A 16,494-nucleotide genomic window follows, 5' to 3' on the forward strand; every position below is an offset into this window, starting at 1 on the left:
AAAAAATACATCGGAAGCATTATCTATTTTTGTATATTATCTTCCTACAAGCCCCATGCCGTTAATAATCTTATCAAGCATCTCATCTACCGCTGTCATATTACGAGCAGCAGCATTGTACGCATGCTGGAAGCGAAGCATATCCGTTAATTCTTCATCCATTTGCACGCCGCTTACTGATTGCCTGCGGATCTCCACATTATCAGTCAAATCGCTGCTTTTCTTGTAATTAGTATCTGCAATACTTGAACGTGTTCCCAGATCACTAACAAATGCTCGGAAATAATCATCCGCTGTACCTGTAGATAGTGAAGTCATATCAGCAGGGAATTCAAACTTCAAATTACGTAAGCTCGTTAATGCTAACGCAATATCACTATTACCTTTAATCGCTGACATACCTGTAAGAGGCCCCTCGAATTGACCAGATGCTGCAACTTTGTTCGTATCCTTCTGAATTTCAGGATTAACTTCAATATTATCGATAGAGAATGGTAATGTTGTATCCTTCAATGTGAAGAAATCTAATCCAGTCTCAGCAGGTGAGTTCAGTGTGTAACCTAACTTATGAACACCATTGAAACCCTCTACCGTAAACTTTGCACTAGTCGTTATTTTCGAGTTCGCTGGAATTGTTGTTCCTGCCGCATAGGTTGTTGTTACTCCGAATTCATCGACCGCTGTTACTTCGTTATCAGCAATCATCGGGGTTGATGTTTTGTAGCCATTAGGCATTGTAATTTGAATTTCACCGTTGATAAGCGTATCAACCAATGCATCCAATTGACTACGTGTTTGGATAATATCCGTTTGTGATTTTTTGTAACCTGCAATTTCACCACTTGTAATACCAGAAACATCAGCACCAGTTAAAGCTGTTTGCAATTGGCCATTAACAACCTGAATGCCAGCGCTATAGACGTTAAGCATACCGTTCGCATCTTCTGTATATTGTACATCTACAATTTTAGATAATTTATCGACAAGGACATCTCGTTGGTCACGATAATCATTCGCATGATCGCCAAGCATTTCAATTTTACGAATCGTTTCATTCAATTCAGCAATGCCATCAATAAGTTGGTTTGCTTCCTGAAGCTTAATATCAATATTGCTATTAATATCACCTTCAAGTGTTGTTAATGAAGTTCCTATTTTATTAAATGTATCCGCCATGTTTTTCGCATTACCAATAAAATCAACACGTGCACTTAGTAGGTTCGGGTCGCGATTCATAACTTCAAGTGAGTTCCAAAACTTATCCATTACAGCACTTACACCATTATTAGAAGGTTCATTAATAATCGTCTGAATGGCTTCCATTGTGGCATTATATACTCCATTCAAGCCTTTATCTTGATTTTCACGACGGTACTGCATATCTAAGTAGCTGTCACGTACACGTGTAATACTCGTATATTCTACGCCTGATCCAATCTGACCCGGTGTGAAAATACGGTTAAATCCAGGAGCAGATAATGGTGAAGCGTTAATAAGATTAACTCGTTGGCGAGAATAACCCTCTGTTGCTGCGTTGGAAATATTGTGCCCTATTGTATTCAAAGCAACCTGTTGCGTTAATAGTGCACGCTTGCTCGTCTCTAAACCGTGAAATGATGATACCATTATAAACCTCCTAAAACTTTTATTGACTCCCTGAGCTGCTTCCTGCAAATAAAAGTAGCATCGGAAGCATGAACCTAACTTTTTATTGCTTCGTGATGTAACTTCTTGCATACAAAAAGTTACATCGGAAGCATTAACCATACTTTTTATTAACTTCTCGTTGTACTTCTAGTAAATAAAAAGTAGCATCGGAAGCATAAGCGAATTCACGCTCTTGTGTCATATATTCCTGATCGTTTTTGTATATCTGTATTGACTGTAGGACGCTTATACGTCACTTCATCATCGGGCGGTCCGCATAGAACATCCAGCGAGAAATGTACATACTCTAATGATTGCTGGATCAATTGCTGGTTAAGCTCATTCGCTTTACTAAGCTTTATTGATACATCTCCAAGGGCAGCCTGAATCTCTGTTAACTCCTGCTTTTCTTCAGGTACAACTAACATTTTCGTCATTTCCGATAATGTCATTTTTAATTTGGGTCGAAATCCTAGATCTCTTTGTAGCTTAGTTAGTTGAGCACGAATCCCTGCCTCAAGTTCTGGAACAGGCTTAAGTGCTTTCGTCTCTTTCATCGTAAGCGCATTAATGAGCTCAATCTCATTGTTAATAATGGCCCTTTTTTTCTCATCAGATAATGTAAATAAGGCACGATAGATAAGCAATAATTGTCTTAGCTGACTCATCATAAGTTGAAATGCTGACTGTTCCATCCATGTCCCTCCATATCTAGCGTCATTCTATTTGAAGAAAGGCAACAACTTTTCCGCTATTTTCCCAGACTCTACATGGTAGTTTCCAGACTGTACAACCTGCTTCAATTCATTCAAGTATTGTGTACGCTCACTATTTTCTGTGCGACTAGTTTCTAACATTTCTTGTGCTGCTTGAGAAATTTGAATATCATCCTTAGCAACGGATTTTCTATCTTCCTTCCGAAAATCGGTTTGACTTTGATATGTTTTATTAATTCCATTAATACGATTTATATCATTGATTTTCATTACACTCACCCCATTGTTCTAAAAACTAAAAAGCCGATAAGCTACTAGTAGTATTATCGGCTCCTTTGTATTTATTATTAATAGTAAATCCTATTTATGTGCGATCTTTATACTGGCTAATCCCTTTATAGGCACTCTGAACCTGTTCGTCAGTAAGTTTTTTGTTCTCAGCAATGTTGGATTCATGGAACAAATTTTTCGAAGCATTTGTTAAACGTGTTCGACAGCTATCACATAGATGATTATGGGATATTAGCATCCCACATGATTCACATGGATACGATAAATTTGGAGCATCCATCATCGAAATTCTACCCTCACGCACGAATTTAGTAATTTGCCTAATCGTAACACCTGTTTCGTCAGATAGCTCTGTAATAGATGCACCTTTCTGTTCACGCAAATACGTAGAACATAGTTCGTATTCTTTATCAATATCTCGTACGCAAGCAGGACATACATCCTTGAACCCTTTAGCAAACACTTTACCGCAACGAGGACAATTAGCAATATTCATCTCCCAATCAACTCCTTCATTCCACTTTACCTTATACTATACTTTATCGTAATTTCGAGGGGATTTCATTAGTTCTATCGTGAATTTTCAAATATTATTATCTTTTCTGCTTTACTATGCCCTTGCCCATGTGAGCCCGTAGATTGTTACCTCGCTGGGAGCACTATCTAAGATGGCCTGAGCGCAGGCTTCTATCGTGCTACCCGTCGTATATACGTCATCTATAAGTAGTATATTAATTGGCGTTCGACTAGATGACACTTCCATAAGCGGCAGCCAGTATGATGGTTCACTTATATACAATTGCTGAACGGTGCTTACCCGCTCCCACTTCTTCTTTGAGCTTAGTTTGATGTTGTCACGCTGACGACGCAATAGCTCTATAAAGGGAAGCTTACCATACTCAGCGACTTTCAGTGCTAATTGCTGCGCTTGATTGAACCCCCGCTCCAACAGTCTCTCCTCGCTGGTCGGTACCGCAGTAACTACTTGCCACAGCTTATATCGCTTAGCATATGTACGAATTGTTAGCCGTGATGCTTGCCAATGCTCGTACAGTCCTTGATCCCTCACTAATTGAAGTGTCACTTGTTCATAGACATGCGATTGCATGAAAGCCAGTAGCTCTCGATATCGCTGATCACCTTGGAACTTATATGTGCTAAGCCACTGTTTCATCTCATCCGTATATCTTACCGCACTACGATTACAACGTAATGCACTCGTCTCGCGATAATGACAATCCTGGCAAACCTGAGCTCGTCCACACCGTCTACATTGTACTGTAGTAATCCACGGAATGTTGGCCACACATGTCGCGCAAAGCAGTTCATATAATCTTCGATCAATCCAAGGATAATGGTTACTGCGTTCATAACGATTATGAGTAACACTATTTTGACAGCAGAGACAATGACGTTTTCTAGCTGTTAACCACCATAACCATTTATTTTGCATAGATGATGGCATCGGGTGTCACCTCCTTCTTCTATGTGAATTAACCCTCTTTAATTTGCATGGTGGCACAGTTTGGTTGTGTAACAAAGTCACTTTTCCCTTTATTCCGCATGGCAACGCAGTTTGTGCGAAGTAAAAATAGTTATGTTGTTAAAAAGCCCCACTACCAATACTGCTCCAACAAATACCGTTCCTTCCTCGCCTGTTTATTCATTTTCACGATTTGCTTCAATGCTCGCAATTGTGCTTCATTACGATGTTTAGCTGCAAAATACACTTTGCCCTTGGGATCATCGGCTGATCTTCCTGCACGTCCAGCCATTTGTACGAGTGATGCTTCATCGAATAATGATCCATCCGCATCGCAAATATAGACATCACTTTGTGGAATAGTGATACCACGCTCCAATATAGTTGTCGTCACCAACATTCTTATATACCGCTGGCGAAAAGATTGCACCTTCTCTGTGCGTCCATCGTCCTTAGAGGATGTTGCTGCAATGACAATGCTCGGAAAATAACGCTGTAGCAATGTAACATATGGCTCCGCTTCAGCAATACGTTGAACAAATACAAACAACTGGGCGCCTCTAGCAATGGATTGCTTCATCGCGGCAATTACAGCTGTTGGTATACTAGACTTTCGTAATTGCTCTGCTATGGAAGGCGTGGTTAGCATAGTTGGTACGGGGAGTGGATGGCGATGATAGCGAACGGGAAGCAATACATAGCTAAGTAGCTTCGCACTCATTGCCTGCTGTAGCTCTCTAGGCGGGGTTGCTGATAACAATATCCTAATACCGCCTAATGTGCTGCATTGCGCCGCTACACGATATAGACGGGGATCACCATGGTAAGGGAATGCATCTAGTTCATCAATAATAACAAGCTCAAAGGTTTGTTGGAATCTCATTAATTGATGCGTTGTAGCTACTACGAGCTGCCCCTCTTGCCAGCGCTGAGTACTCCCGCCATACAATGTTACAATCGACAGCTCAGGAAATGCCTTTCGCAAACGTGGATCTAGCTCTAGCACAACATCTCGGCGCGGCGTTGCTAGTAGCACTTTACCACCTTGCTTTGTTACATATTCGATAAGCGGAAAGATCATCTCGGTTTTACCCGCCCCTGTCACCGCCCAAATAAGATAGTTACGATCGTAGCGTTGCCGCCAACTTTGCAGCTGTTGCAGCCTATGACCAAGCAAACGATCAATTAATTGCTTCCCTGTTACCGCTCCCTTCCTAGCACTACGCTCACTCACCCCCTCCTTTTCTTGGTCATCTACAAGCTGCCTATTTCCCCTCCGGTCCTCCGAACCCATACTACACCCCTCGGCACGACCACGTTCTCGCAGTTCAACATAAATCTTGTTCTGTCTATAAATGTAACCTAACGCTGCTTTCGTGGCTTTTTGCTGCGCGGGACTAAGATGGTATCTCCCCAATTGTACGATTCGGCTTGGATGGATAACTATACCTTCTATAGTCTCTATTTCTTCTCCAGATCCTTCCCCAAGTAAAGGTGAAAGATACCGCCCTACGAGCAATAAGCCACAAGTGCGACTTCTCCCCATAACAAGACATTCCTTGCAATAGTAGCAGGCTTGTCCACAGTAAGTGCAGACTGACGAAGTATGCTCTAATTGCTGCTCATAGCAACGTAAGCAACAATACCGAGCCTGCCTGCTTCCACTTCCCAAGCGTTGCAACTGCACGCTACTTCCTACTACGATACTTCCCTCTATGATGCATCTTTGCAATGCTGCACGCCAATTGTGTAGTACTCCGCCTTGTACTTGATCAGCCACCAATGATTGCAGCTCCCCATAAAGCAGCTTTCTCCCCCTCATTAACGACGCCAACTGCAATGCAGCAAGCCTATCTTGCTCAGCGTCAGCGCTACTAACGGCATCACTACTAATAACAAACTCAAACATGGCAGCATTACTAACATTAACAGCAGTAGCACCAGCTACTGGCTCTAACTCCACTACTCCATCGATCCAGCGCACCTGTAACTGAGCATGCAGCAGCCGAGCTACTGCATGCTTTGCACTATGCAAACTTTGATAGCTCCGTTTACCCGTCATCCATTGCCTAACTACATAATCACCGTACGCTAGCGAAATTGGCTGCATGGTCACGCTATATATACTCCCTCTCTGCATGTAGCAAACCCATTCCTCCACTTGAAACTGATTACGCTTTTCATAAGGTAGTAGCAGTAGCCGGTACTCTGTCGATTGCGTCCATAATATTAACTTTGCATACAACTGTATTCCCCCAAACTTTTTGTAGCATCGCGAAATGCTACTTAGTAAACAAAAAGTAACTTCGAAAGCATAATCCAAACTTTTTGTAGCATCGCGAAATGCTACTTAATAACAAAAAGTAACTTCGAAAGCATAGACAAACGCAAAAAAAGCACACGAATGTCCATAAATGGATCGTTTCGTGTGCTTCACGCTTACAAATTATGTCACTATTATAGGCTAGAATGGCAACTTACACAAGTCATCTTGTTTACTCAGATCAATAATGATCGCATGATCTGATATGCCACTAACTCGATCATTCAATACAATATCATTATTATTTCTACCCCAGTGATCTACCATTTGACGCAAATCCCGATTAGGCTGAGTGTTGACCACCGTTATGTGAACCGGGATACCCATCCAATGTGAAAAACGCTGGAACGAGCGATAGTACCACTCCATACTATCCTGTTGCTCGTGATCTAATAATATATAATGACGCTTTGTTGGTTGTTGACGACTTGATAAGTAATAATACACATGTACGATAGCAGCCGCGATAATATAGCATCCAATAACAATAAGCAGAAGTTTAATCATCGTTGATACCCCCTCTTTGCATATTGTATGCAAAACAACGCTAAGCGGTAACCTACTCCAACTTTACCGACACAAAAAAATGGTTATGTCGTATCTTATTCAGTAATAAGATATAACATAACCATCATTTACAATATGAAATATAGCTGTAATATTAGAGCGTAACCCAACCAAATTTAATAGAATTAATAACCGCTTGAGTACGATCATCAACTTCCATTTTTTGTAGTATGCTACTAACATGATTTTTTACTGTTTTTTCGCTAATGAACAAATTTTCACCTATCGTCTTATTACTTTTACCTTCCGCCATTAAGCGCAGTACTTCTGCTTCACGACGTGTAAGCGGGCTTTCCTCTAACGGAATATATGTCGCTCCAATATCAATCGTTTGGCTTGCTGACACGCCAATTTCATCTAAATACGTCATACGACGCAGTTGATTAATTAATTTACCCGTTACTTTAGGATGAATATAAGAATAACCTTGTGAAACTGAACGAATCGCATTGATTAATGCTTCTGCTCCCATATCCTTCAGCAAATAGCCTGTTGCACCTTTTCTCAGCGCCTCAAACACATAGCTTTCATCATCATGAATCGATAATATAATAACTTTCACATCTGGAAATAAATCTTTCAATCGCTCTGTCGTAACGACTCCTGTCTCAATGGGCATATTGATATCCATCAGAACGATATCAGGTATTGTATGGTTACAAAACTCTAACACTTGTATACCATCACCACATTCTCCAATCACTTCAATATCATCTTCCATATTCAGAATACGTTTGAGACCTTCGCGAAATAATTGATGGTCATCTGCCAATAAAATTTTAATTGTTGTACTATCGGATGGGCCGTTATCTAGCTTACTCATCATAAACTTTCCCCTTTCTTAGGTCGTTTTAAGAGGTATGACTATCCTGATGTCCGTTCCTCTGCCTACTTCCGATTGAATATCAATTGTGCCTTCAATAAGCTCTACTCGCTCATGCATCCCGATCAAACCATAATGTGTCTGGTCATCTTCCGAATTGAGATTAGAATTGGTATTGCAACTGCTGTGGAATCCTTTTCCATTATCCTTGATACTTAACTGGAGCTGATCCTGCTGGAATCCAATTCCTACCGATACTCTCGTCGCCTCAGCATGCTTCGTTACATTGGATAACGCTTCTTGTACAAGGCGATAGATCGCAGCTTCCATAGAAGAATTAAGACGTAATTCCTTGCCTGAAATATCGAATATCGTATGGATTTTAGATTTTTCTTCAAAATCCTGAGTGAGCTTTCTTAGCGTCGGAATTAAGCCTAGATCATCTAATGCCATCGGACGCAAATTGAAAATGACCTTCCGAATTTCTTCTATGCCCGCTCTAACTTGACCCTTTAGATCCACTAATTCAGTTTGTACGAGTGGGTAATTTTCCTTTTGGAGCATTCGTTCCGCTATTTCGGTACGAAGAACAATATTCGCCAACGATTGTGCAGGTCCATCATGAATTTCCCTTGCAATTCGTTTGCGTTCTTCCTCTTGTGCCAAAATGATTTTCAAACCAAGCAATTGACGGTTTTTAGCCGATTCTATTATACGGGTCACATGTTCTAGATCACCTGACAAATAGTCGAGCACAACATTCATCTGAGATGCTATTGTTTCCGCTCGTTCAATATTTTTTTCGGCATTTCGAACTCGAATTTGAAGATCATCTCTACGGAGCTTAAGATGTTTTTCTTGCTCGCGTAAAGTAGCAAGTTGCAACTGTGTTAACGTTGCTTTTTCATAAGCCCGCTTAATATCCTGCTCACCGTAGCGAGAGAATTCGCGACTTACTTCTGTCAAACGAATTCTGGTATATCGGTATTCAAGCTCAAGCTTGTCAACCTCCTCAATCACCTGAACCGTTTGCTGTAGCACCTGTTCAAGTTCTCTCTCCAAGGCACGTAGCTCATCTCTAGCAGATTCACATACCTCGTAGATTTGATATTTGCTAGTTTCCATTACTTGAATCGCATTAGAAAATATTCGATTAATATCGACTGAGTGGTGATCCACCGTATCCAGGCACTCCTTTTACATTTATTGCTTGTCTTATCATATCATAATTGCGCTAACAACCATACTTTTACTGTATAGTCACGCTACGCTCGAGGTGATTATAATTAACTTTGAAGCCTAGCTTTTCAGAGAACAATCGTACCGGAATTAATGTACGTCCATTCGTTGTAAATGGTGCAACATCCGATTCATAACGAACGCCATTCAGCACATACTCTTTTTTACCTATTGTCATCTGAAGTAGCGTCGAGCCGCTAAATACCTTCACTGTTTTCGTTGCATTGTCATATTGCAATGTTGCGCCTAGTTGCTCAGTAACGAATCGTAATGGCAAATAAGTATAGTTACCTTTCAATATTGGAGCTGCATCGAGAGTAGTTGATTTACCGTTAACTGTTGCTTGTTTTTTATCAATATATAGTTTGACAACGGTATTCGCCTGTTCAGATGTATTTGTAGAATTTGAATACTGCATAATATTATCTACCGTCACTTGACCTGAACTTGCAAGCCCAGCTTTTGTAGAGTCCAGAGATATCATATATACTCTTCTTAATTTAATAGTGCCCTTCATCGCACTCGTATCTACATTGACTTTTATGTTTTTCCAGCCCGTCCAATCGACGCTTTTCGCAATATCAACATAATGTAATTGACTGTCGCTATCGATAATCTCTGCACGAAGCCAGTTATTACTTCCGTCACCGTTCACATCAAATGCTAATGCTGTTAGATTAGGAGACAGCGTTCTACCTATGTCACCGAGCTTTGCATAAGAAGCTTTTGTTCCTGTGCCTGCAGAAAAGTCATAACTTATTTGCAACGCTTTATCTGCACTATCAGAAGTAGAACCCGCTACTAGCTTAGCGCTACCCTTTGTTACATCTGCTGGCAGCACTTGATTCGTAATCGCATAGCCAACTGCATTGAAATTCTCAACGCCGCTAACTGTTTGTTCATTGCTATACGGAATCATCGTCGTAAATCCATCATACGAAGCAACGGCATAGCCACTTTTTGCATTTGCATTGACTGAATTCACAACAATATTGCCATCTTTAAATGTACCATTAAATCCAACAAAATCCCATTTCAAATAGTTTCCATCTAATTGATGAGTCTCACCATTTTTCAACGTAGCTTTAAATGTAACTGGTAATGACGATCCAGCAGACAACGTACCTATCTTAGTTGAAGGTACTAATGACGCGATTTGATCTCCGCCAACAACATTTACTTCTTTCAATGCTGAAACGCTACCCGACGTAGCTTTGATCGATACGGTTCCTTTGGCCTTAGCCGTAAGGACATTACCAGATAAGCTTCCATTACTATTCAGGCTTGACCAACTAACATCTGCACTGATCGGATTATAGTAAGAATCATATGCCCGCGCATTTAAAGTAATGGACTGCCCAATTAAAATTGAATTACTGCCCGAAATAATTAGACCTTTCAATGAGCCCTGAGGAGCAGTTGTAAATACACCAATACCATTAGCTACACTACGCAATGAGCTTTCTTGTGTAACGTGAGCGAGTGATAGACTTGAATAGCCTAGCTTGCGCTCTACCATTGTCGTAGATCCACCGCCGTCCATATTAACCGCTTTATGCGCGCCAAGCGATACGAGTACCGTCTGTAGCTCCTTCAAGCTGAGCCCCGTATTAGCGCCTGACTTTTCTGCCGTAACCATATATACCTTTTTGCCATCCGCGGAGTAACCGATCGCTGTACGAGATGTGTAAGAGTTACCACTTACACCTGCAATATCACGAGAAAAGCTCGATGCTTTCCCATTCTCTACAAGCAAAGTATGTCCACTCACCATCATTTCAAACTTAGCAGGATCAACCTTCTGCTTCGTCGTCTGTGATACTAGATTATAGTTCGCCTCTACCGCCGAGCCAACCGTCATATTCGTTACGAGAAATTGTGCTGCATCCTTATGTCCGCGTAAAATATAACCATTGCTTGGAATTGCCGTCGTAATGCTACCATTTTGCACAATTTCCTGGACTACATTATCAACGACAAGCACTTCCGTTGGCGTTGTGCCAGAGTTAATCGGACGCTGTGCCCCGCTCCATGAACTAGTATATATATATAGCTTGTTAGAATGACTGTAGGCTTCCCCAGTAACATCAGATGAATATGTAGACTGATTAATTCCCGATAATACGAAGCTTTGACCGCTACTTGATTGAACATTTCCTTCAAATGTGTACATATCAATGGTCGGTTTTTTGTCCGTTGTTACGCCAAATGCATACATACCTTTCAATAAAGACGGGCTGACAACTAGTGATCCTGCTATAATTTGCGAGCCTAATGAAGTACCTTCATTCTTCATGACGAAAACATCGCCGTTAATTGCTGCAATCGCACCTGTATTACTTGCCATATTCATTACATTGGTTCGCTTGCCTACTTGTCCATTCGTTCCACTAAGTGCCTGCAACGAAATATACGGATTGCTAAGATCGATTTCCATAACATGAACGCCAGTCGAGACAGCTTTAGCATTTCTTGTTGTCTTGAACGTATATTCTTTCCTTACCACGCCCGCTGAAACAATACTCTCACCTATAGCTACTAAACTATTAGAATTCGTTGCAGCGTCCGCAACATTCATATAATGGCTGCTTCCAAATGGTAATATTTGCTGGATTGGCGTAATAACTAGCGCACCCGTCAGCATGATCATAATTGCTTTCTTCTTAGTAAATAATTGTTTGATTGTATATCTACGCATCTTGTAATCTACTCTCCCATTCCTATCTCTCTATTATATTAGACTACAAAAGAGAATAGAAAGTTTCCCTTCATGGTAAGTTTTTTCAATTGATGCGAGATTGTCACATTTGGTAGAGTTGGTGACGGGTGGACACTCAGCGTATGGGCGCGCTCACGCACAAAAAACCACTAACTTGCATCACGCAAGTTAGTGGCCAACAAAGCCTTATTAATATTGTAGTGAATCGGTCTTTTTCAGTAGACGCATAATCATAAGCGTACCTTCAGCACGAGTTGCGTTTTGCTTAGGTGATAGCTTCGTCGTTGTTGTACCGCTAATGATGCCTAGGTTGATCGCCGTAGCAACCCCTGGCTTCGCATATGAGCTTAACTGTGACTTATCGCTATAACCATTTAAGATTGAATCTACTGAGCTTGTTAGTGTCGTAGAAAGTCCTCCGTAGCTAGCCGCGCGAACCATCATCAACGCCATATCCTGTCTAGTGATGTAACTATTAGGAGCGAACGAAGTGCTAGACACACCAGATACGATTCCCGCATCTACAGCAGCACCGATATAGCCACCCATAACCGTGTCACTATTAACATCCTTGAATTTCTTCGCTGCAGCCTTATTCGTGCTTAAGCCTAACCCCTTCGCAATATACGTAGCAAATTCACCACGTGTAATACTTGCTTGTGGATTGAATTTTGTAGTGGAATGACCTTCTATTACAAATTTACGCGCCATAATGGTAATTGAATTATGTGCCCAATGTGACGTCGTATCCGTAAACGTCTTATTACTTTTCACAATCGCATATACGCTATTACCTGGACGCTTGAATGTAATTGTCGTTGAACCATTGTCTTTGCTAAATATTGTTGGTACTGCCGAAATAGCAGAAATACCTTCATCATAGTATACAGCTGTTGTATTGTTGTACGTTATATTTGCTGAAGATTGAACTGTACGTGTAATATTACCTGTAATAACTGCATCCTCAGTAGTAGAACCATTCACAATTTTCAATTCATAAACGAATGGACCTGTAACAATCGTTGCTGAGCTGCGATTAATAGCTGTCTCTAACGATGTTGTTGCCGATGAACTACCTTCTTCAAATGCAACGCGTAAATAGTTAGTAACAGCGCTGCCGCCTGATTGTCTTGCTGCTTTATTCAAATCAATCGAGCTGATTGGTACCGAATAACTTAGATCGCCGTAGTTAATAACGAGCGTAAAGTCACCATTTTTCCCCGCTGCTTGTAACGCCGCAAGCGAGTAGGAGACAATTGCTGCTTTTTGTGTTGTTGGAACTTCAAACACAATATTAGCAGTTTTCATCTCTGCTGCTGCAAGTGTTGTTATTACTGTTACCAATTTGTCCGTTGTAATCGTATAATTTGTTGCTCTAGATCCACCTGGAGAAACATCATTGCTCATTGAACTCGCAGATGTTTTCAATAATACACCATTTGGAACAGACGCAAAATCATCGGATAATGAATCGATTATTGTTGTCTGATTAGCTACTACCATATTGGAAAATCCATTAACTGTAACACCACTCGAACTCTGCAGCATATCATTTTGGCTGAAGTAAGATACCGTTGCAGACTCACCAACCTTTGCAGATGTTGATAGCTTCATAATTACTTGTGAACCATTAATGTTAATATTGCTAATTACTCGCGAATTATTCGAAATGCGAACTGAAAATTGATCCGCTGTCGGCACAGATGTTTTATCAAGATTTCCTGAGAAATTAAGTGTTAACACATCACCCTTCAGTACTGCACCTTGAATGATAACACTAGAAGTATTGCCATTATCATTGCCTTCAGTTACCAACATTTTATTAAATGATGCTGCTGGGTTGTAATCCTCATCCAATGCCGTTGATGACGTTCCAGAGTATGTCACCGTGATCGGTAGTGAGCTTTCCGGCTTCGGACTTACCGTCAAAATAATAGTATCATTATTAACGGTAACAGTTGTTACCTTCGTTGCTTTACCATTGACAAGCACAGCATACTGGTATGTCCCTGGCTTCGTTGAAGATTTGATTGGTTCATCATATTGCAAGAATAGCTGATTACCGCTTAATGAAATATATTGAATTACGGGTGCACCTGTAGTGTTCGTGCCCGTACCTGTACCCGTTGTTGTTCCCACCGTATGACTAAATGTCGCTACAGCACCATTAGCTGTTCCCGTAAGCGGATAGAAGCCTGCTGTATAACTTACAACAATTCTCGCTTTCGCTGGGATCGATTGATTCAACGTAAACGATACATTACTGCCTGATTGCGTCATACTGCTAATTGGAGAAACTTTACCATCCACCGTCACTGTAAATTGCGTATATGCAAGCGAGTGAATGCTATTAAGCGTTTCACTAAACGTTAGATTAACTTTAGAGCCTGAGTAACTACTACTTTTCACTGTTGGTTTATTTTCAGTGAAACCATTCGTCACATTCAAGTTGGAGAAGCTTGCCGCTTGATTACCTGACAAGTCCTGAATCAATCCGGTAGTAGCTTTCGTATACGATAGTGACACCTTCTCTGACGCCGAGACATTACTTACTAATTTAACAAATACAACATTACCTTCGATCGAAATACTACTTATATTTCTTGCCTTATCATTTGCCGTTGCGTAGAAGCTCGCAACGGACGGCTTTAATCCCTCATTCAGAAGTCTATTATATACAAGGCGAATTGTGTTACCGCTAACCTCTACCTTGGAAATAACGGGAGGTGTAGTATCCCCGCCTAATGTTCTAAATTTCCATTGATACTCATTCTGAATACCTACAAAATAATTGCCGTTGACATCCATAATTGCATTATCTGAAATATTAATGTAGTACTCTGTGTTTTTCAGAAAATCTGAGCTCGGTTTAATAATGACACCTTTAGCATTTTTCGGATCATACTCTAGCGTACCTGAAATCGTAGCATTGCTTTTCACTACCGGAATAAAACTTACACTATTCAAACCATAGCTATCAACGATAATTGATTTATCAAACGTTGCTTTGAATTGGGCTATATTACTATCAAAAGATACAGTAGTTGTACCGTTACTCGGCGAAATCGATTGAATCTGTGGCGTAACCGCCGATGTTGTAGCTACCTGGAAGTAATAGTAATTGTAGGATGATTGTTTGGAAAAACGATTACCAGCCACATCGATAAATGCAGCGTCACTAAACGTAACATAATACTTCATTCCAAGTGAGAAGCTTTTCACTTCTTCCCGATTCGCAGTTACGGCCATATGCGGATCGATCGTAATCACTTTACTACCACTACCTGTAACACGAGTCGAAGTCACAGGGATAGAGCGATATAACGCTCCTGAATTAAACTCACGAATTTCTATATTGCCACTATTAACATATACATTTTCATCAAAAGTTAGGGCGATTTTCTCTTTTGTACTTGCCGTAGTGCTAGCTCGTGCCGGAGATATCGTAAATGACGGTCGTCTTGTATCTGTTCCGTAGCCAGTTGAAAACACCCAATCTGTTGCACTGTGAATCCCATAATAGATGGCCGATGCATTATTGGATAGTGAAAACGCTCCTGATTCTATCGTTACATAATAGCTTGAGTTGTTGGCAATAGTATTTCCTGTATTCACCGTTACTGTTCTATTCCCATTGGAGTATACAAAACTACTGTCCTTTGTCGTTTTCTCAAATACCGCTACATTATCACTTACTCTACGTATAGTAAGCTTCTTATTGGAGCTACCTTGAACCCCTTGATCGAAATTCAACACTAGCTTGTTAATTGCCCCATTCAGCGATTGACCTGGCGTTGGATCCTGCCCGATTAACTGAACTGGACTTGCTTGAGTCGTGAACTTCCATGATCCACCCGCATAGTAGTTTCCTGCTCCATCAACAATGCTATTATTAGCGATCGTGATCGTATATGTAGTCGATGGCATAAATGGTGTCGATGGAGTAAGTGTAATTTTATTCGAGCCACTGCCTTGCACCTCGTTAGAAAGAACCGAGATTGGGCGATTTTCTCCGCTACTCGATAATACAATATTACCGCCTGACACATATATATCTTCATCGAATACGAACTGAAGTGAACCTGTTATTGAAATAGTTGGTGTACATGTCGTAACATTCGTAGCACATAATCCAACGAGTTCATTCGTTAAAACAATCGGTCTATCTCTATCTACCGCATCCGTTGCGGCCGTGCGAAAGTTCCATACTGTCGCATTAGAAATTCCACTAAATAGCGCGCCATTAGACACATTCGCTACTGCACCAGCTTCAATTAGAATATAGTACTCTACACTTTTATCTAATGTAACTGCCTTTGCATCAATCGTTAGTACATTATAAGATACCGATATTTTCGAATCATTCATCGGATATTCCTTAACAAGGTCATTCGTATTATAATTATAGATCTGAACTTTTTTAGTTAAGTCACTTTTTACAATGTTTTCATCAAATGTGACCTTGAATACTCCACTAATTGGCACATTACTAGTATTGTTAGCTGGACTTAAACTAACCATACTCGGGCCCGCTGTTGCCGCACTTACCTCATTGGAATTACTCCATATAGGAAGAACTAATTGTAATGATAAAATAATTGCAACGACTAACGACAGTCTCTTTTTCGCCTGCATTTCATTCACTCCTTAATAATACACTCGTATAGTATTTGTCGGCTTTCTAGG

The 16,494-nt window shown here is 40.7% G+C and carries 11 protein-coding genes; all 11 read right to left on the reverse strand.

Annotated features, from left to right (window positions below):
- Positions 1–36 precede the first annotated feature (36 nt).
- On the reverse strand, positions 37–1,626 hold the full coding sequence (gene flgK / locus AC1TO5_RS18135) for a flagellar hook-associated protein FlgK (RefSeq protein WP_482064247.1): 1,590 nt from the start codon (positions 1,624–1,626) through the stop codon (positions 37–39).
- Between the two features lie 206 nt (positions 1,627–1,832).
- A complete protein-coding gene (locus AC1TO5_RS18140; protein ID WP_482064248.1) occupies positions 1,833–2,342 on the reverse strand; it encodes a flagellar protein FlgN in 510 nt (169 codons plus the stop codon).
- A 27-nt stretch (positions 2,343–2,369) separates the two neighbouring features.
- Positions 2,370–2,633: a flagellar biosynthesis anti-sigma factor FlgM gene (locus AC1TO5_RS18145; protein WP_482064249.1), complete on the reverse strand. Its 264-nt coding sequence runs from the start codon at positions 2,631–2,633 to the stop codon at positions 2,370–2,372.
- Positions 2,634–2,727: 94 nt separating this feature from the next.
- Positions 2,728–3,150 (reverse strand): flagellar protein, encoded by a 423-nt coding sequence (locus AC1TO5_RS18150; RefSeq protein ID WP_482064250.1) that lies wholly within the window; start codon positions 3,148–3,150, stop codon positions 2,728–2,730.
- Between the two features lie 114 nt (positions 3,151–3,264).
- Positions 3,265–4,119 (reverse strand): ComF family protein, encoded by an 855-nt coding sequence (locus AC1TO5_RS18155; protein WP_482064251.1) that lies wholly within the window; start codon positions 4,117–4,119, stop codon positions 3,265–3,267.
- A gap of 151 nt (positions 4,120–4,270) precedes the next feature.
- A complete protein-coding gene (locus tag AC1TO5_RS18160) occupies positions 4,271–6,382 on the reverse strand; it encodes a helicase-related protein (protein WP_482064252.1) in 2,112 nt (703 codons plus the stop codon).
- A gap of 219 nt (positions 6,383–6,601) precedes the next feature.
- Complete coding sequence (locus tag AC1TO5_RS18165) at positions 6,602–6,967, reverse strand: hypothetical protein (protein WP_482064253.1); 366 nt, start codon at positions 6,965–6,967, stop codon at positions 6,602–6,604.
- Between the two features lie 154 nt (positions 6,968–7,121).
- Positions 7,122–7,850, reverse strand: a complete 729-nt coding sequence (locus AC1TO5_RS18170) for a response regulator (protein ID WP_482064330.1) — start codon at positions 7,848–7,850, stop codon at positions 7,122–7,124.
- An 18-nt stretch (positions 7,851–7,868) separates the two neighbouring features.
- Positions 7,869–9,029 (reverse strand): sensor histidine kinase, encoded by a 1,161-nt coding sequence (locus AC1TO5_RS18175; RefSeq protein WP_482064254.1) that lies wholly within the window; start codon positions 9,027–9,029, stop codon positions 7,869–7,871.
- 70 nt (positions 9,030–9,099) lie between these two features.
- Positions 9,100–11,787 carry a stalk domain-containing protein gene (locus AC1TO5_RS18180; protein ID WP_482064255.1) on the reverse strand — a complete coding sequence of 896 codons (2,688 nt, stop codon included), beginning with the start codon at positions 11,785–11,787 and terminating at the stop codon, positions 9,100–9,102.
- A gap of 210 nt (positions 11,788–11,997) precedes the next feature.
- Positions 11,998–16,443: an Ig-like domain-containing protein gene (locus AC1TO5_RS18185; protein ID WP_482064256.1), complete on the reverse strand. Its 4,446-nt coding sequence runs from the start codon at positions 16,441–16,443 to the stop codon at positions 11,998–12,000.
- Positions 16,444–16,494: the final 51 nt, after the last annotated feature.

The organism is Paenibacillus sp. Y930, assembly GCF_056786375.1.